Genomic DNA, 18,297 nt, shown 5'->3' on the forward strand with positions numbered 1-18,297 from the left:
CTATCCTCCAAACAAGCGCTTTAAGAAGCCTTTTTTTTCTTCTTCAATAAAACGAATAGGGCGGTTTTTACCTAAAATTCGGTCAACACAGTCACTGTATGCTTTGCCTGCATCGGATTTAGGATCAAGAATAACAGGTTCTCCTTGGTTAGAAGAACGTAGAACGGATTGATCTTCAGGGATCACACCAATAAGTGGGATACATAGAATTTCCAGTACGTCTTCCATACTCAGCATATCACCATGGGTGACACGACCGGGATTATAACGGGTAAGCAAAAGTTGCTCCTTGATGGGTTCTTCGCCACGTTCTGCACGGCGTGATTTAGAAGCGATAATACCAAGAATGCGATCTGAATCACGTACAGAAGAGACTTCAGGGTTGGTGGTAATAATTGCTTCATCGGCGAAGTAAAGTGCCATCAATGCACCACTTTCGATGCCTGCGGGCGAATCGCAGATAATGAATTCGAAATCTAATTTTTTCAGTCCATTTAGCACTTTTTCGACGCCTTCGCGTGTTAATGCATCTTTATCACGCGTTTGTGAAGCTGGAAGTATATGAAGATTTTCAGTCCTTTTATCTTTAATAAGTGCTTGATTGAGCGTGGCATCACCTTGGATCACATTTACAAAATCATACACTACCCGGCGTTCGCATCCCATAATTAAATCGAGGTTACGTAGACCAATATCAAAATCGATCACAACGGTTTTTTTTCCTCTTTGGGCCAGACCGGTAGCAATGGCTGCGCTGGATGTGGTTTTACCTACGCCACCTTTACCCGAGGTTACAACAATAATGCGTGCCATGGAGTCATTCCTGTAATAAGGTCTAAATGATATTATCAATCGTCAATTCATTATTTACCAAACAAAGTCTAGCTGCTTTCCCGATAAAATCAGCAGGAATTTGTTCACTTAACCAAAATTGGCCAGCAATAGATACTAGTTCAGCTTGTAAGTGGGTACAGTAAATTTGACAATTATTATCGCCAGATGCGCCGGCAAGTACTCTACCGCGCATCATTCCATAAATATGTATATTGCCATCAGCGATCAATTCAGCACCAGCACTAACATTAGCGTTAACAATCAAATCACAATTAGCCGCATATATGCGTTGCCCTGAACGAACGTGGGTGGTAATAATACGGGTCTTGCCATGTTCAGTGGCAGCTATATTGGCAGTTTTTTTATTTTGTGTTTTTTGATTTTGACCTTCACTAAGTAAAGGTAGACCAATATCAGTAATAGCTTGGCGCAATTTGGTATTGGTACATCCACTGACACCGACTATCTTTAAACCTGCCTCACTAATAATTTTATAGCAAGATAAAATTGTATTTGCATCTAATAGACCAGTGACATTGAAAACAACAGGGGCATTTTTCAAAAACTCAGGCGCTTGGTCAATTTTTTCCTGAATTGCTTTTTTAATAGCTTGCGGATCTTCATTATGAATATGAAGAACGGTTAGAGTGAAGCTACTGCCTTTTAGTTCGATTGATGATTGTGCCATCTGCATTCGACTCAGCATATTGAACTGACCCATAGTGGAATTTTGGATGATGATATTAGGAAACACAATATTATGTTATAGTTACTTAGTTAGTCAGGCAAGTCAAACATGTTAATAAAAAAGAGCTAAATTGAATGTTTTGTGTAGTTTATTGTAGTGCAAAAAGAGAACAAACTTATCTTTATGTAGAAAAAAAAGATAATTTTTCACGAGTTCCTAAACCATTATTACAGCAATTTGGTACTCCGCGATTTGTCATGGCCCTCTGTTTGACGAAACGAAAAAAATTAGCCAATGCTGATATTGATAAAGTTAAAAGGGAGCTCATTGAGGTTGGTTATTATCTCCAGTTTCCTCCTCCGGTTGAAAGTATAATGGAAAATTATTGCTACCTGATTGATAAATTGGAAACTCAACTACTGGCAGAGCAAAAATAAGATAATACTGACTTAAAAATTTTTGAGGATTATCTGTATGAGACTCAAACTTATTTATGCAGTTATTGGTAGTTTCTTATTGATAGGTAATTTGCTTATAGCAATGCTGCCTAACGTGGTTTTATTAATATCAGTACCGCAAGCAATAGCTGCGCTATCCAGTGAAATTTCTTTAAGTAAGGCATTCCCGCATAAAAAACGTAGCCTGGCTCAATTTCCAGCTTATGTTGCCTATTTAAAGCACATGGCAAGGCAACGCGGAATAAGCGAAGCAACGATTACACGAGCTTTCGCCAATATTTATTTTGTTCAGCGAATCGTGGCTGCCGATCGCGGACAACCGGAAAGACGTGCTAACGTCAATTTAGAAAATTACTTACAAAAAGTTTTACCACCATCACGTGTTAGCATGGCAATACAGCAATACCATATTAATAGACATCAATTGGATATAACCAGTAAGCGGTTTGGCATTCCTGTACAATATATTGTTGCGCTTTGGGGATTAGAGAGTAAATTTGGTGAAATTCAAGGTCAAGAAGATGTGATTTTCGCGTTAGTCACTTTGTCTTTTGATGGCCGCCGAGAACGTTTTTTTAGTAAACAACTGATGGCTGCACTCAAAATTATGGATAATGGCTCTGTGCCAAAAAACCGTCGTTTAAAAGGCTCTTGGGCTGGAGCAATGGGACAAACTCAGTTTATGCCAACTTCTTATCTACAATATGCTATAGATGGTAGTGGTAACGGCCAGATTGATATCTGGCACAATAAAGCAGATGTTTTTGCTTCAATTGCTAATTACCTCAGGTATGAAGGCTGGCAAACCTCTTTACCTTGGGGGACACAGGTTAAGTTACCAATAGGTTTTAATGTTGGCTTGGCGGGGGTGAATAAAAAAGGAAAATCCGTTGAACAATGGAAAAAACTTGGCGTAGAAGTTCCTGTGATGGCTAATTTGGCGTTAACGACCCAGACTTGGTTAATTATGCCAAAAGATCCGCAAGGCAGGAGCTATTTGGTGACGGATAATTTTCGCACTATCATGCACTGGAATCGTTCTTACTATTTTTCATTGTCAGTCTGTTTAATGGCTGACGGTATTGCTCAACAAATCTAATAAATTGAGTATAGCGAACTATAAATAGGAGTAAGTCTATGTATCAGCATCATGATTGGCAGGGAGCTTTACTTGATGTATCCGCTAATAAAGTGGTTTGTGTTGGTAGTAATTATGCCGAACATGTACAAGAAATGAGCGGAAAGCAGCATAAAAAGCCGGTCATTTTCATTAAGCCGGAAACCGCGCTTTGTGATATTACTCAGCCTATTTTACTGCCAAAAGGACTAGGGACAGTGCATCATGAAATCGAGTTAGCTGTTTTAATTGGTACAACATTAAAACAAGAAAATGATCAAGAGAGAATTAAAACAGCAATTAAAGGGTTTGCGGTAGCACTTGACTTGACCTTACGTGATTTACAGCAAACATTAAAAGCATCGGGTCAGCCATGGGAAAAATCTAAAGCTTTTGATGGTGCTTGCCCAATATCTGGATTTATTGCTGCTCATGAGTTCGGTGACCCTCAAAAAGCGTGTTTAAGTTTATTGGTTAATAACGAAATACGACAGGAAGGCAATACTGCCGATATGCTGACAACCATATTACCGTTGATCAGTTATATATCGCGTTTTTTTACTTTACGCCCAGGTGATGTTATTTTGACTGGCACACCTAAAGGGGTCGGCCCGCTAAAAGTTAATGACGAACTTACCCTTCATTTAAACGATCGTGTATTAAAAACACGTGTTATCTAATAAGAGGATTTTTATTTTATATGTCTCAACCTTTTTGGCAGCGCAAAACCTTAGAACAGATGACCGATGAAGAGTGGGAATCATTATGTGACGGTTGTGGGCAATGTTGTATGCATAAATTGCTTGATGCAGATAGCGATGAAATTTACTTCACCAACGTGGCATGTGATCAATTAGATCTTAAAACCTGTCAGTGTAAACACTATGCAGAAAGATTTCGTTATGAACCGGATTGTATCAAACTAACACGGGATAATTTGGCAACTTTTCGTTGGTTACCGCTCACTTGTGCCTATCGTTTAATTGCGGAAGGAAAATCGCTGCCAGCCTGGCATCCATTAAAAACCGGTTCAAAATTAGCTATGCATCAGGCTAAAATTTCTGTTCGGCATATTGCGGTTAGAGAAATTGAAGTAATGGATTGGGAAGATCATATTATTAATACCATTTGATGTTAGAGAAAAAATGACAAACCATAATTTAGAGCAATTTGTAAGATTAGCTAATGTTAATGATATTGCGTCACTTTTTGCTATTCGAACCAGCGTAAAAGAAAATCACCTTTCCAGAAAACAACTTATTGATAAAGGAATTACGCCTGATACATTACGCGATATTTTGCTGGCGGCTCCTTGTGCTTGGATTGCTGAAATGGCTGGCAATCCTATCGGCTTTTCTATGGCCAATAGGCAGCAAGGCAGTATTTTTGCTTTATTTGTTCGTCCGGAGTTTGCCGGGCAAGGTTTTGGTAAAACTTTATTGACCAAAGCTGAAACATTTCTTTTTCAACAACATAAAAAAATTTGGTTAACGACTGATGCGGCAAGCCGTGCCTGCGGTTTTTATCAAAAACTGGGTTGGTTGCCGGTTGAGAATTTACAAAATGGAGAAATACGATTTGAAAAGTTGATTGATTAATATTTTCAATCTCTTTATCTAGTTAATAACCCTCAAATTTACAGCGCCAACAGGATTGCTGTGACAGCAGTTAATGCTGCTAATTCGCTCAATTAAATAAAAATTAATTATCAATTATGGTAGTTACGATTACTAGTGTATAAAGGCAAGAATTAGGTTATCAGCGATTGCTGATGGTATTTGGCACCTTGGACTATCCATAGGTTGACCAGCCATAGTTTTGCTATGAGTGCTATAAAACACTCATGGCAATAACCTAATAGAAATCGTATTAATAAATATTGATGTAATGTTAAGAATTAACCTTCAATTTCATTAGCACACGGCTTTCCTTGAGCGATCTGTTTAATATTTTGTAGGGTTGTTTCGCTAATATTATTGAGCGCTTCTTCGGTTAAAAAAGCTTGATGACCAGTGAATAGAACGTTATGGCAGGCAGATAAACGGCGAAAAACATCATCCTGGATCACATCATTCGATTTATCTTCGAAAAATAGTTCACGTTCGTTTTCGTATACATCCATACCTAAGGCGCCAACTTTTTGTTTTTTTAGTGCTTCAATGGCAGCATTAGAATCAATTAAGCCCCCACGGCTGGTATTGATCACCATAACCCCGTCTTTCATTTTATTGAAAGACTGCTCGTTAAGTAAATGATGATTTTCCTTGGTTAATGGACAGTGGAGGCTAATGATATCTGAATGCTTTAATAAAGTATCTAAATCAACATACTTAGCACCAAGCTCTAATGCTGCCTCACTTGGATAGGGATCATAAGCCAGTAATTTCATACCAAAACCCTTAAGAATACGTAATGTTGCTAAACCTATTTTACCTGTACCGATAATACCAGCGGTACGATTATGCATGTTAAAACCGGTTAATCCTTCCAGTGAAAAATTGGCATCCCGAGTACGTTGGTATGCACGATGAATACGTCTATTCAAACAAAGCATTAAACCCACTGTATGTTCAGCAACTGCCTCGGGAGAATAAGCGGGTACGCGCACAACTTGAATCCCCAGTTTTTTTGCTGCCGCTAAATCGACATTATTAAATCCGGCACAACGTAAAGCTAAAATTTTGATTTCCAGCTTTGCCAGCTCTTTCAGTACTGCGAGACTGGCATCATCATTAACAAATATACAAACAGCATCAGCGCCAGCGGCATTTTTAGCGGTTTGTGGTGTGAGTGGAAAATCAAAGTATTCAATATCAAAATTAAAATTACCCTGTTTGTTGATTTGATCGAAATGGATGCGGTCGTATTGTTTTGTACTATAAGAAACGACTTTCATTGCAGGCTCCAATATAAAATGAGTATAACTTTTGTACCTGTAGCGATAATGTGCTGGCTGTTAATAGAATGGCACAAATAGTGGATAATATGAATTGATGGATAAAAAATTGTTGATATTATCGCTAGTGCAAGTGATCAAGTATCAATATGATGGATGAATATCAAAATTCCATTATTATGGTTTTAGTGCGATTGATTAAAACAAAGGAATAGTAGAATGCCTAAATTAATAAAATATATTATTTTGCTATTCATTATCTTACTTTTTATTACTATTACCAGCTGGCTTTCAATACCTCATTGGCTACCTAGAGTCAGTCAACTATGGCTACCCAAAGGTGCCATACTATCATTGTCTGTACCAAAAATCACAGGTAAAGGAATTGTGGTGGCCGATATTAAAGTCACATTAGGCAACTGTGAATGGATCAAGGTAAATCAATTAACCGCTTCTACTAGGGCTAAATGGCCAACAAAATGGATAATTCATACTCAATCTTTAGTGAGTGATAATAATTGCTTATCCCGGTTAAAAGATAATCAAACCGCACCAGCTGAAATAGATATAAAACAGATCCTAACAGCAATTCCGGCATTAGAATTCACTATTGAGCAACTGGTTTTACAGCCTTGGCCATTTTTAGCTGGAAAACTTCAGTTACAAGTCAGCCAAAGTCATCTCTTGGATATCAATTATCAAGGGCAAAATATACAATTTGTTGCACGAACAACAGCGGCAGACTATTTAAATATTGAGCATTTTTTTCTTCGTCTAAATGACGATACGGTTAATTTAACTGGCAATGTTGCGCTACCGTTGAGCGCAACATTAATACCAGAACATGGAAAAATTGACGCGACTTTAATCACTAATCGCTATGCTAAACCGTTGGTTGCGCAATTAAATTGGTCGAGTCGCTCAGGGACTTTACAATTAACAACGCAACAGTCTCAATTTCCATTACTCGATCTGCCCTGGCAATTAGATGATCAGTATTTAACAATTAAGCAGGGAAAATGGCGTTGGCAAAATGGTGAGCAATTATTATCAGGAAAAATTGATTTGCGTTTAGCTAATTGGCGCGACAGTTTAGCGAATATGCGTATTAGTGGTCGCGCTAATATGTTGACGACAGGGGAGAAAGGTAAAGCTAATTTAGTGCTGACAGTTGAGCAGGGTAAATTAGATTGGCTCAATAGCCATATTCCATTTCAATTAATGGGACAGGTTAAGATTAATGATCTGATTATTGATATGCGAACACCAACCCTGCTTTCTGGTCCATTGCTCTCGCCGCGTATTACTTTTTTACCATCATCATTAATTAGAATGTATGGCAAGATAAATAAAACATTAACCCTTGATGAACTACGTTTGCCGCTAGCCGGCACTTATTTGACGTCACAAGGTGTAACTGGGCGTTTGCAGGCAATTGCAGCTACAACAGATAGCTATTGGGGTAAAGTAAAATTACATTTTGATGGTCAAGCCAATAATTTTAAACCAGATCAAGGTGAATGGCGATGGCATTATTGGGGAAATGCCCATTTGCACCCCCTTAAGGCTAATTGGGATCTTAGTGGAGATGGTTACTGGATTAACTCTTTATTGGTCGTAAACAGATTAAATACCGGATTTGATAAAATTCAGTATGGCATGGTGAATATGATTCAACCCCGTTTAACACTTTTAAAACCATTAAAATGGCAGCGCGATGCTGAGCAAGCTAACTTTGCCGGTGAACTTATTTTACATACTAATAGAATAAGGTTTGGTAATGATAGTTTTTTACCTGCCTCAGCGATCACATCTAAATTAGTTGGCCGCAATCCAGCTGATTTCCAATTAACCGGTGCACTTTCAGCCCAACAAATCGGTCCGATCCCATATTTTATCCGTTGGGATGGCATACGATTACGAGGAAATGCCCGTTGGCAAAAGCAGAGTGTATTAGCTTTTCAATCTCTGATCCCACCAGATTTAGGTATTACATTGCGAGAGGGTAATTTTTATGCTCAGGCTGCGTTTTCGGTGGCACAAGGCCAGGGGGTGATTGCTGGTGGGCATTGGTCGGTTGATAATGCTGGATTATGGTTAAAAGATGGCAGTATTGATGAGATTGATTTTATTTTACCGTGGCGTTTACAAAATAGTCGCTGGCAGTTGGGCACTAAATCGCCAGTGAAAATTAGGATCAAACAGATTAATAGTCTGTTTAATATGCGTAATGTCGCGGCTGATCTGAATGGTTATTATCCGGCAACGGCACAATTTCCATTAGTGTTACGGGCAGTTAACATTGATTTGTTAGGCGGTTCTGTCCGATTGGCTAAATTACGATGGCCACAAACAACCCCGGCTACACTGACGATTGATCGAATAGATTTAAGTCAACTATTAACTCGCCTTAGAACCACTTCTCAGGTTGCGATGTCAGGCAAAATAAGTGGCCAGTTACCTTTCTTTCTGGATAATCCTGATTGGATCGTCAAAGAAGGGTGGTTAGCAAATTCAGGCAATATTACTTTAAGATTAGGAAAAGAGTTAGTCGATTCTATCGGTGAAAATAATTTATCTGCTAGAGTTGCTATGGCCTGGTTACGTTATTTGGAAATAAATCGTAGTCATGCCAAAATTAGCCTAAGTAATCTGGGTGATATTAACATCAACGCTCAAATTTATGGCTTTAATCCTTTAGAAAGCAAAAATCGGCAAGTTCACTTAAATTATTACCATCAAGAAAATATCTTTCAATTGTGGCGTAGTTTACAGTTTGGTAATAATTTGGGTGATTGGTTAGAAAAAAATATTTCGCTAAAAAAAGGTGAAAACCAGTAATGAAAACGCAAATTTGGTATATGCTGATGTTCTCTGCGACATTTTTATTAATAAGTTGTGTTCGGTTAGAGGTAGCCACACCGGATAAGCCAATAAATATTAATATGAATGTCAAAATTGAACATGAAATTAAAATTAAAGTTGATCGCCAGGTTGAGGGGTTATTAAAAAATAATAGCGATCTTTTTGGATAATAGATGAGATGATGAAAAAATATATTTTACATTTTTTATTGATATTAATGAGTATTGTTGTCAGTTTTTCCGCGTTGAGTTTGTCAATTAGCGAGGCTAAGCAGCGTGGGCTGGTCGGTGAAACACTAACCGGTTATTTGGCAGCAGTGGTAAAAGATAATGCTGAAGTTAACTCATTGGTTACTAGTATTAATCAGGCTCGTGAACAAAAATATGCTGAAATTGCGCAAAGTAATCAACTCAAGACTGAGCAAATAGCAAAAATCGCTGGCGAAAAATTAATAGACGGGGCAAAAGAGGGTGAGTATGTGTTAGGTATAAATTGCCGCTGGACACAAAAATAAGTTATTATAGTACTTTAATATTTAGGCGAAGAAGTGTAAGTGTCAGTTATGTCGTGCTTTGATGGGCAACTCAGCAAACAAGCCCCTTCAGTAAGGTCTTATTAAAAGTGAAATCTGATTTAACAGCATTATATGCTGATATTGATCAGCTATTATTGCGTGATCAATTGTTATTAAGAAAGCGCTTAGCCGGGATAAAAAAGATACAAAATGAGAAATCCCGTCAATCGGTTATTGAATTAGTTAAAACGGATATCGTCACCGGACAAAAAAAAATCGCCGACCGGCAAAGGGCTCGTCCGGCGATTATTTATCCAGAAAATCTACCTGTCATTGAGAAAAAACAGGCAATTTATCAGGCAATTCGTGATCATCAGGTCGTCATTATTGCTGGTGAAACCGGATCGGGTAAAACAACTCAGATCCCGAAAATTTGTTTAGAACTTGGCCGAGGAGTAAAAGGCTTAATTGGCCATACCCAACCTCGAAGATTGGCTGCTCGCTCGGTGGCTAACAGGATTGCTGAAGAGCTTAATGTTCCATTAGGTAGTGCTGTTGGTTATAAAGTTCGTTTTAATGATCAGATAGGCGATAATACGTTCATTAAATTAATGACAGATGGAATTCTATTAGCAGAATTACATAATGATAAATTATTACTACAATATGACACGATAATTATCGATGAGGCACATGAACGTAGCTTAAATATTGATTTCATTCTGGGCTATTTGCGTCAATTGTTACCTAAACGACCTGATTTAAAAGTTATTATTACATCTGCGACCATCGATCCCGAGCGTTTTTCCCAACATTTTGATCACGCACCGATTGTTGAGGTATCGGGAAGAACTTATCCAGTAGAAGTTAGATACCGACCAATTATTGGCGACAGCAACGACAGTAATCGTGATCAGCTTGATGGCATAATTGATGCGGTTAATGAATTAAGTCAACAAGCTAACGGTGATATTTTAATTTTTATGAGTGGTGAACGTGAGATCAGAGATACCGCCGAAGCACTTAATAAACTGAATTTAAAACATACAGAAATTTTACCGCTTTTTGCTCGTTTATCTAACAGTGAGCAAAACCGAATTTTTCAATCTCATTCAGGCAGAAGGATCGTATTAGCGACCAACGTGGCTGAAACCTCATTGACCGTCCCTGGTATTAAATATGTGATTGATACCGGCTATGTGCGCATTAGTCGTTATAGTTATCGCACAAAAGTACAGCGTTTGCCAATCGAACCAATTTCGCAAGCTTCTGCTGAGCAACGTAAAGGGCGATGTGGCCGTGTCTCTGCGGGGATCTGTATCCGTTTGTACTCGGAAGAAGATTTTTTAGCACGACCAATGTATACCGATCCTGAAATTTTACGTACCAATCTTGCTTCGGTTATTTTACAGATGATGGCGGTCGGATTAGGTGATATTAATCAATTTCCTTTTATTGAAATGCCAGATAAGCGCAATATTCAAGATGGTATTCGATTACTCGAGGAACTAAACGCCATTGGCAAGAAAACGGCTGACAGCAATTATCAACTGACGCAAATCGGTCATCAACTGGCACAATTGCCGCTCGATCCACGTTTAGGCCGGATGGTTTTAGAGGCGAGAAGACATGGCTGTGTAAGTGAAATTATGGTGATCAGCTCTGCACTTTCTATCCAGGATCCTCGTGAAAGGCCATTAGATAAACAGCAAATTGCAGATGAAAAGCATCATCGTTTTATCGATAAACGCTCGGACTTTCTGGCTTATTTAAATCTATGGGATTTTGTTAAACAGCAACAAGCTATTTTATCCAATGTGCAATTTCGTAAGCAATGTAAGCAGGATCTGCTTAATTTCATGCGCTTAAGGGAGTGGCAGGACATTTATAGCCAACTACGCCAGGTGATCAAAGAATTAGGTATTGCTATCAACAGCGAACCTGCTGATTATGAAGCTATTCATATTTCGCTACTTGCCGGCTTGCTTTCACATATCGGTCAAAAAAGGGCGGATAAAGCTGATTTTTTGGGCGTCAGAAATACACGATTTATGATTTTTCCCGCTTCTGGTTTATTTAAAAAACCACCTAAATGGGTTATGGTGGCAGAATTAGTTGAAACCAATAAACTTTGGGGGCGTATCGCGGCCATAATCGAACCTGACTGGATAGAACCACTGGCCGGGCATTTAGTGAAGTATCATTATAGCGAGCCACACTGGTCAAAAAAACAAGGTGCTGTTATGGCATCGGAAAGTGTCACCCTATTGGGTTTACCTATCGTGGCTGGTCGTCAAGTTAATTACAGTAGGGTTGACCCATTATTATGTCGTGAGCTATTTATTCGCCATGCACTAGTTGAGGGGGACTGGCGAACCAGCCACACTTTTTACCAACAAAACTTAACATTATTAGCTGAGGTAGAAGAGCTAGAGCACAAATCTCGTCGTCGTGATATTGTGGTTGATGATGATGCCCTATTTGATTTTTATGAACAGCGAGTTGGCAGTCAGGTTGTTTCATCTCGTCATTTTGATCGCTGGTGGAAAGAGATTAGCAAAGCACAGCCTGATTTACTGACATTTAATAAAAAAATGCTAATGAGGGAAACGGCGAATAACGTTACTCTAGCAGAATATCCCAATTTTTGGCATCAAGAAGCACTTAAGTTGCCGTTAACCTATCAGTTTGAACCTGGTAATGCGGCTGATGGTGTAACTGTTCATATTCCACTATCGCTGCTTAATCAAGTTAAAGATGAAGGTTTTGACTGGCAAATACCGGGATTGCGTGAAGAGCTAGTCATCACATTGATTAAATTATTACCTAAATCGTTACGCCGTAACTTTGTGCCGGCGCCAAATTATGCCCAAGCATTTTTACAACGGGTACCTGTTCCGCAGGGCAAGTTGTTAGATTGCTTAACGCGAGAGTTGCGACTTATGACGGGAGTTAGCATTGATTCTGCAGCCTGGTCGGCGGAAAAATTGCCTTTTCATCTAAAAATGACCTTTCGCATTGTTGATGAAAATAATCAAACTATAGCAGAAGGCCGTGATCTAACAGCGTTAAAAATACAGTTAAAACAACAAATTCAACAAACATTATCTGCGGTTATTAACACTAGTATTGAGCAAAGTGGCTTACATATATGGAGTTTCGGTGATTTACCTCAGCTTTATGAACAGAAACGTGGTAGTTATGTAGTTAAAGCTTTTCCAGCGCTAGTGGATGAAAAAAATAGTGTGGCAATCCGCATGTTTGAAACCCAACTAGAGCAAAAGCAGGCGATGAATAAAGGATTAAGGCGACTGTTGTTGCTTAATATTCCTTCGCCGATAAAATATCTGCATGAAAAATTGCCAAATAAATCTAAACTGGGACTTTATTTCAATCCTTTTGGCAAAGTTCTTGAGCTAATTGATGATTGTATCGGCTGCGGAGTCGATAAATTAATTGCTCAATTTGGTGGGCTGGTATGGACAGCAGATGATTATCAGCGATTGCAAATTTATGTTCGTGCTGAGCTTAATGATGTCGTGGTTGAGATTGCCAAACAGGTTGAAATAATTTTAACTCGCGTATTTGCAGTTAATAAGCGTTTAAAAGGGCGGGTCGATATTCATTTGGCTCTGCCGTTTTCTGATATTAAATCTCAACTCAGTGGATTAATATTTAAAGGTTTTGTTACCTCTCATGGCTGGCAAAAACTACCTGATATTATTCGTTATCTCAATGCAATAGAGCGTCGTTTGGAGAAGTTAGCTATTGATCCCAACCGTGATCGGGCGCATATGGTACGCATTGAGCATATTAAACAGCAATGGCAGAGTTGGCTAGCTAAGTTGCCTATCGTACAAAGACAACTGCCTGAGGTACAAGCAATATACTGGATGATTGAAGAGTTGCGAGTAAGCCTATTTGCTCAACAGCTTGGAACACCTTATCCTATTTCAGATAAGCGTATTCTACAAGCTATGGCACAAATTTCATTACTGCCAGAGTAAAAAGTAAAAAAACGATGTTACCATCGCTTTTTTAGTGATATTTAATATGATAAGTGACAAGGGCATTTGCTTGCCCGGGTTTTACTTGTTCTGCCACTTGAATATATTGCGCATGAAAAAATAGCGGAATACTTTTAGTGTCAGGTACTCTTTTTAATATAAACCAGTGGTTGAATTTGATGGGATTATTTTCATACAAAATCTGTAAACCGATACCTTGTGCAGCATTATATTTATTTAAGGTTAAAATTTTATCATCGCTTGATGGTAATGTATCTCCATCCATTCTGATTTCAACCATTGAGGCATGATTACAATTTAATTCGAGATAAAATGCTTTTTTGCCCGCTGTACTATATATGCCGTTAAAAACAGTGGTTTTTAGACGACCTAAATTGATCTCTAATGCGTTGTTATTGATAAAACAGCTTAATTTAGGAACGGTAATTTGAGTATTTGCTAAGTTGAAATTTACTATGGGTAAATCCCCAATGGTTGCTGCAATTAATTGTTGTTGTGAAATATTACCAGTCTCTATCTGCTCAGCTGTTTTTATTAATTGCAGTTCGATTTTATAGAATGTTTCTCCGCAAAATATTTTACCCGCGGGCTGGTCATTACAAGGTGCAATATAAGGCTGTAAGTTGCCAGCATGATAAATAATTTTTAATCCAATTCCGGCTAAATTTGTTGGGTAAATAGCATCAGATGACGGCAATATTACGTATTGTTGACCATTTCTCCATTGATGTTTGATTTGTTCTGATTGGCAAATGATAAAACCTTTATGATTGCCTCTTGCATGGGATCCATAAGCTTTTTTAATAACACTACCTACGGGTAAGGTAGGTGAGACCTCAATTTCATTTGGCAAGGGAATAAAAACCTCTACTGGTTGGGAGCCTAGCATGTAGTTACAGTTGGATGCATGAGCAGTTAAAGAAAATACCCCTAGCAGTAAAAAAAACAGAATTATCGTTTTAGTTGAAAGGCTTGTCATTTTCACTCCTTTGATTGACAGACGGCAGTAATTTTGTGAACTTTAGCTAGTATGGCGTCATCAGGTAGGGCATATGTGCAGCGATAATTGTTATTATTGTTTCCAGCTGTGATAAGGAATTCACCTTGAGCAGGCACCCCAGTTAAATAAAGCTGCTGTTGATCATCTACGATGCCAGTTGTAGTAATTGTGGTTTTATCGGTTAAAGTTGCCATTGCACCGAATGGAATCGGCTTGCTATGATGTTGAAGTTTAAATATTACTCTATAACCAACTTGGGTAGCAAAATTGGCGAGGGCGATTGCGCCACGAGTGGGAGTTACTGTTTGTATATTAGATTCAATATCAACGCCATCAGGAAGCGTTTCAGTTGCGAGTGCAATTTGGTTTGTCCGATAACTATTGATATTGGGAATAATAGCGATACCCTGATAGTTAGTTTTTATACCTGAATGATCTTCCAGTTTTACGCCAACAGCATCTTTTGCGATCACTAATGCCGCTGTTTCACCAATAGGTTGTGCTAAGGTTAAACCATAAGGATGAGCAACCAGGCTGCCTTGTAGACCATAATTTAATTGCTTTTGATAGGGATCGTGATTATAACCTAAATTGAAGATTGCAAATTGATTTCGATATTGGCTATAAAGCGCCCCACTAATAGCGTTAGTATGATTTCTATAGTGTCGTTCATAGTTTTGCTGCAGCGTTAAAAATAAACTTTCGTCAGCAAATGGAGAGTGGTGGATATTAATTTGCTGAATAGAGCGCTGATCAAAGCTATTTTGTATACCATAGCTTCCCCAGGTTCGTTTTAACCATCGCTTAAAGGGAATTTGCAAGTTGATAGACAGGATCTGATCCGCGGATTGTTCTCGTCTGGTTTTTGTATAGCTATAGTTAATCGTATAATCTAAATCACAGATCCTTGAACTGTAATTAATTGCGTAGCTTTCTTCTTTATCATCATAATTCCAATAATTTTTCTGATATGCAGATAAGTAGAGAGTACCCAAGCTAGCTAAATTTTGTCTGATGTTAAGTTGTAACTGGCTTTTCTTGGCGTAGTAAAATAGCGGAGAAGGGCTATTTTTAAGTTTATTAGCGTGACTAAATGTGAAGAAATTTTTCTCGCTATATCGTTGGCCTGCTAACGTTAATTGGGTATTGGTGGTAGAAAAATACTTGCCATATTGAAAACGATAGACGTAACCACCGTCATATGATCCTTTTACTTTTTTTGCTTTTGCATAGCTAGCATCGAAAGTAACCGCACCCAATTGACCTACATTAACCCCAAATCCTAATGCATTTGAATAATAATTGTTGGCGATAATTATTCCACCATAATGAGTCAGATAATTTGATAGACCATATTGATAATCAAACTGGATGAATTTAGCTTTATAAGCACTGATAGTTGAGGGGGAATATTGGCCAAGATTAAGCGCATAACGGAAACGACCAACCCGTAGCATATTGGGTAAAGTCGTGTATGGTTGATAAATTATTTGTTGTCTACCATTACTTTCAACAATGATGATCTTAAGTTTATCATTAGAATAAGAAGGAAGCAGATCATTAATAATAAAAGGACCCGGCGGCACATAGGTTTGATAAATAGCAATATTATTTTGTAATACAGTGACAGTTGCGTAGGTTTCAGCAATAGCCTGGATCACTGGAGCGTAACCTTTGGCATTGTCGGGTAGCATGCTATCGTCACTTTGTAATTGTAAACCTTTAAATTGAAAGCGCTCAAACAGTATTGAAGAGGTATAATTTTCACCTAAACTTAATTGGCTATGGAATGCATGAATATCACGGGAAAGTGTGGTGCGATAATTTTGCCAGTGATAGTGAGAAGAGTAGCTACCATAATGGCGTAATCGCCAGGCTTGCCAGTTAGCGCCTATCAGTAAACCAATAAAGTGATTTTGCTTATCAGTACCATTTTTTGTCCAAGTATTGGCACCTTGATAACGATAATTAACAAAAAATGCCGGCACACCCGATTGCCATGATGATATTTGTTGGTTTTTTATTAACGCTATTTGAGGAAAAGTAAGGTATAAACTTTGCTGATTAAAATCAAATTCAGCGCTAATAGCTAATTTATTCTGTTGCCAGAAATCAATTATCGTATCAGCGTTTAATTGATCGATAATTTTTTGCTTAATAAAATTAGCATCAATTCCCCAGCTATTTAATAGACTACTATTGACGATAGGGTAAAGCTTGCCTTGTTTATCATTAAGAAAAGTAATATCTTGGGTGGCCACATTTTTATTGTTAATAAAAATATCTACTCTATATACGCCAGCTAACTGATTGTTATCTTTTAGAAAATGAGTAAGGTTAATAGGCGTTTTTTATCATATTCTATTGCTTCTTCATCAAAATAGTAATCATCATTCTTAGCGTATAAATTAGAGGAAATATTAAATAATAAACTAAAATAAATGGGAGAGATGTAATATCTAATTTTATTTTTTTTGTTCATTGTTATTATCATTTAATAGGCTAATTGTTTCTATAATGGCACCGTAATCATTAATAAATGACCAGTCTATTTTGTTATTTTTATTTGGCTTAATTTGCCATATCTTCTGGCTATATGGTGGTAACACTCCAGGAGTTTCTATTTTAAAGTTTCCTATTTTTATCGAATTAAAATTAATATAAAAAGCGGTTGGATTATGCACAACAAGTTGTTTGTTTAGTTGTTTTAATTCTATTTTCTTATATATTTCAGTGGATTCGGTAATTATTTCTTTAGGCCGATAAAAAAGTTTAAGCCGTGATTTTAATATAATATTTAAGCGGTTTTCGTCACTTTTTCTCAATGCCGGAATTGATTTTATATTTAACCAATAGACAGTCTCTCTATCATTTGGTAATTGATTTGTTGAATTGATAATTCTTATTTTATTCTCTTTTTCTGGCAATAATTTAAATAAAGGAGGGGTTATAATAAAATCATCGACTTTATTACCATCTTCATCTTCAATCCATGATTGGATTAAAAATAAATTCTCTTTGTCTAAATTGTTTATCGCAATAGAAACCTCACGTTTATCTGAAGGATAAATAACGCGGGTGCCCCCGATAATCACATTAGCAAGCGATGACGAGGAAAATATCGCTATGATTAATAATAATAAAAAATATCGCATTTTCTTATCTCGGTAAGATAGGAACAATAAAATTTCCTATTGTTCCTGCTATTAGTTAGCTAATAAGTTATGGTAAAGTTGACCGTTGAAACGACTTGTCCCGCTTGAACTTTATCTGCTATAGCGACGTATTTTGCGATAAGTGCGATATTGCGGGTATCATTGTTATTATCTGTAGCTATCTTTTCATTCATTTTGATAAGGTTATTATCATTATCATAAATACCAATGGCGATACCTTGTGCATAATCATCACCAGTTTGATTAACTATCAATCCCTCATCTGTGAGACCATTTTTAGCGTCATGAAAAACAACACTGATATTATCTGTTGGTTGGCAATTGGATAAGGCAATATTGAAAGGTTTGCCAATCGATGTATCATTTTTCTTTTGAAAATTATTTATTGATAATGTGTCTAAGGTAACGGTTTGATTTTTAGTATTTGCGGTGACTTGACAGGTGGAACCAATAAGTTGTCCATTAAAAATGATAGAGCCATCACTGCTATAAGCAGAAAATTGAGATAAAGAGGTTACTGACAATGATAATGCCATTAATAACTTAAGCATATTATTACTAATCCTTAATTTAATAAAAACATAATTTAATTAAATGATTTATATTATAAAACTAATTAATTTTACAAAAAATTAACACATAATTTCAGCCAGGAGAATATTAATGTTTTTTTTAAAAAAACAATAGGTATTTTTTAATAGATAATAAATTTTATTTAATG

Annotated in this window: 16 protein-coding genes; 9 read left to right on the plus strand and 7 right to left on the minus strand. The window is 37.3% G+C overall.

Translation table 11 applies throughout. The annotated features are described in order from the left end of the window. Together minD and minC are read right to left on the minus strand one after the other, a co-directional pair. On the minus strand, positions 1-813 hold the full coding sequence (gene minD / locus H1X92_RS09145; protein WP_180559850.1) for a septum site-determining protein MinD: 813 nt from the start codon (positions 811-813) through the stop codon (positions 1-3). 22 nt (positions 814-835) lie between these two features. Continuing rightward, the gene (minC, locus tag H1X92_RS09150; RefSeq protein WP_180560071.1) at positions 836-1,522 is read right to left on the minus strand and encodes a septum site-determining protein MinC; all 687 of its coding nucleotides are present in this window, start codon (positions 1,520-1,522) and stop codon (positions 836-838) included. 134 nt (positions 1,523-1,656) lie between these two features. Here minC and H1X92_RS09155 point away from each other — a divergent pair, with 134 nt between their 5' ends. The 5 genes from H1X92_RS09155 to H1X92_RS09175 are packed head-to-tail and all read left to right on the plus strand — an operon-like array spanning position 1,657 to position 4,695. Then, complete coding sequence (locus H1X92_RS09155) at positions 1,657-1,959, plus strand: YcgL domain-containing protein (protein ID WP_180559851.1); 303 nt, start codon at positions 1,657-1,659, stop codon at positions 1,957-1,959. 37 nt (positions 1,960-1,996) lie between these two features. Beyond that, positions 1,997-3,079, plus strand: coding sequence for a lytic murein transglycosylase (locus tag H1X92_RS09160; RefSeq protein ID WP_180559852.1), 1,083 nt, complete (start codon positions 1,997-1,999; stop codon positions 3,077-3,079). 38 nt (positions 3,080-3,117) lie between these two features. Continuing rightward, complete coding sequence (locus H1X92_RS09165) at positions 3,118-3,777, plus strand: fumarylacetoacetate hydrolase family protein (protein WP_180559853.1); 660 nt, start codon at positions 3,118-3,120, stop codon at positions 3,775-3,777. Between the two features lie 20 nt (positions 3,778-3,797). After that, on the plus strand, positions 3,798-4,229 hold the full coding sequence (locus tag H1X92_RS09170) for a YcgN family cysteine cluster protein (protein WP_180559854.1): 432 nt from the start codon (positions 3,798-3,800) through the stop codon (positions 4,227-4,229). A 13-nt stretch (positions 4,230-4,242) separates the two neighbouring features. Next, entirely contained in the window at positions 4,243-4,695 is a 453-nt protein-coding gene (locus H1X92_RS09175; RefSeq protein WP_180559855.1) for a GNAT family N-acetyltransferase, read from the plus strand. Positions 4,696-4,994: 299 nt separating this feature from the next. On the opposite strand, the gene H1X92_RS09180 is transcribed toward H1X92_RS09175, so the two are convergent. Beyond that, on the minus strand, positions 4,995-5,993 hold the full coding sequence (locus H1X92_RS09180; RefSeq protein ID WP_180559856.1) for a 2-hydroxyacid dehydrogenase: 999 nt from the start codon (positions 5,991-5,993) through the stop codon (positions 4,995-4,997). A 219-nt stretch (positions 5,994-6,212) separates the two neighbouring features. On the opposite strand from H1X92_RS09180, the gene H1X92_RS09185 reads away from it, so the two are divergent. From H1X92_RS09185 to hrpA, 4 genes are all read left to right on the plus strand, one after another. After that, complete coding sequence (locus H1X92_RS09185; RefSeq protein WP_180559857.1) at positions 6,213-8,834, plus strand: YdbH family protein; 2,622 nt, start codon at positions 6,213-6,215, stop codon at positions 8,832-8,834. Further along, positions 8,834-9,028 carry a YnbE family lipoprotein gene (locus H1X92_RS09190; protein ID WP_180559858.1) on the plus strand — a complete coding sequence of 65 codons (195 nt, stop codon included), beginning with the start codon at positions 8,834-8,836 and terminating at the stop codon, positions 9,026-9,028. Before H1X92_RS09185 ends, H1X92_RS09190 begins: the two co-directional genes overlap by 1 nt. Before the next feature lie 8 nt (positions 9,029-9,036). Continuing rightward, the gene (locus H1X92_RS09195; protein WP_310740091.1) at positions 9,037-9,372 is read left to right on the plus strand and encodes a YdbL family protein; all 336 of its coding nucleotides are present in this window, start codon (positions 9,037-9,039) and stop codon (positions 9,370-9,372) included. A 107-nt stretch (positions 9,373-9,479) separates the two neighbouring features. Continuing rightward, entirely contained in the window at positions 9,480-13,379 is a 3,900-nt protein-coding gene (hrpA, locus tag H1X92_RS09200) for an ATP-dependent RNA helicase HrpA (protein WP_180559859.1), read from the plus strand. Between the two features lie 31 nt (positions 13,380-13,410). On the opposite strand, the gene H1X92_RS09205 is transcribed toward hrpA, so the two are convergent. From H1X92_RS09205 to H1X92_RS09220, 4 genes are all read right to left on the minus strand, one after another. Beyond that, entirely contained in the window at positions 13,411-14,379 is a 969-nt protein-coding gene (locus tag H1X92_RS09205; protein WP_180559860.1) for a fimbrial protein, read from the minus strand. Between the two features lie 2 nt (positions 14,380-14,381). After that, positions 14,382-16,742, minus strand: a complete 2,361-nt coding sequence (locus tag H1X92_RS09210) for a fimbria/pilus outer membrane usher protein (RefSeq protein WP_255498991.1) — start codon at positions 16,740-16,742, stop codon at positions 14,382-14,384. Positions 16,743-16,865: 123 nt separating this feature from the next. Continuing rightward, a complete protein-coding gene (locus H1X92_RS09215) occupies positions 16,866-17,582 on the minus strand; it encodes a fimbrial biogenesis chaperone (protein WP_180559862.1) in 717 nt (238 codons plus the stop codon). Positions 17,583-17,614: 32 nt separating this feature from the next. Then, complete coding sequence (locus tag H1X92_RS09220) at positions 17,615-18,127, minus strand: fimbrial protein (RefSeq protein WP_180559863.1); 513 nt, start codon at positions 18,125-18,127, stop codon at positions 17,615-17,617. Positions 18,128-18,297 lie beyond the last annotated feature (170 nt).

Origin of the sequence: Arsenophonus endosymbiont of Apis mellifera (genome assembly GCF_903968575.1) — a bacterium.
Taxonomy (GTDB): domain Bacteria; phylum Pseudomonadota; class Gammaproteobacteria; order Enterobacterales; family Enterobacteriaceae; genus Arsenophonus; species Arsenophonus apicola.

What these genes read in the sequence shown, in the direction of transcription:
- H1X92_RS09165 (WP_180559853.1), top strand. Translation starts at nt 3,118, where the DNA reads ATGTATCAGCATCATGATTGGCAGGGAGCTTTACTTGATGTATCCGCT.
- H1X92_RS09175 (WP_180559855.1), top strand. Translation starts at nt 4,243, where the DNA reads ATGACAAACCATAATTTAGAGCAATTTGTAAGATTAGCTAATGTTAAT.
- H1X92_RS09190 (WP_180559858.1), top strand. Translation starts at nt 8,834, where the DNA reads ATGAAAACGCAAATTTGGTATATGCTGATGTTCTCTGCGACATTTTTA.
- H1X92_RS09160 (WP_180559852.1), top strand. Translation starts at nt 1,997, where the DNA reads ATGAGACTCAAACTTATTTATGCAGTTATTGGTAGTTTCTTATTGATA.
- H1X92_RS09220 (WP_180559863.1), bottom strand. Translation starts at nt 18,127, where the DNA reads ATGCTTAAGTTATTAATGGCATTATCATTGTCAGTAACCTCTTTATCT.
- H1X92_RS09180 (WP_180559856.1), bottom strand. Translation starts at nt 5,993, where the DNA reads ATGAAAGTCGTTTCTTATAGTACAAAACAATACGACCGCATCCATTTC.
- H1X92_RS09155 (WP_180559851.1), top strand. Translation starts at nt 1,657, where the DNA reads ATGTTTTGTGTAGTTTATTGTAGTGCAAAAAGAGAACAAACTTATCTT.
- H1X92_RS09170 (WP_180559854.1), top strand. Translation starts at nt 3,798, where the DNA reads ATGTCTCAACCTTTTTGGCAGCGCAAAACCTTAGAACAGATGACCGAT.
- H1X92_RS09205 (WP_180559860.1), bottom strand. Translation starts at nt 14,379, where the DNA reads ATGACAAGCCTTTCAACTAAAACGATAATTCTGTTTTTTTTACTGCTA.
- minD (WP_180559850.1), bottom strand. Translation starts at nt 813, where the DNA reads ATGGCACGCATTATTGTTGTAACCTCGGGTAAAGGTGGCGTAGGTAAA.
- H1X92_RS09195 (WP_310740091.1), top strand. Translation starts at nt 9,037, where the DNA reads ATGATGAAAAAATATATTTTACATTTTTTATTGATATTAATGAGTATT.
- minC (WP_180560071.1), bottom strand. Translation starts at nt 1,522, where the DNA reads ATGGCACAATCATCAATCGAACTAAAAGGCAGTAGCTTCACTCTAACC.
- H1X92_RS09185 (WP_180559857.1), top strand. Translation starts at nt 6,213, where the DNA reads ATGCCTAAATTAATAAAATATATTATTTTGCTATTCATTATCTTACTT.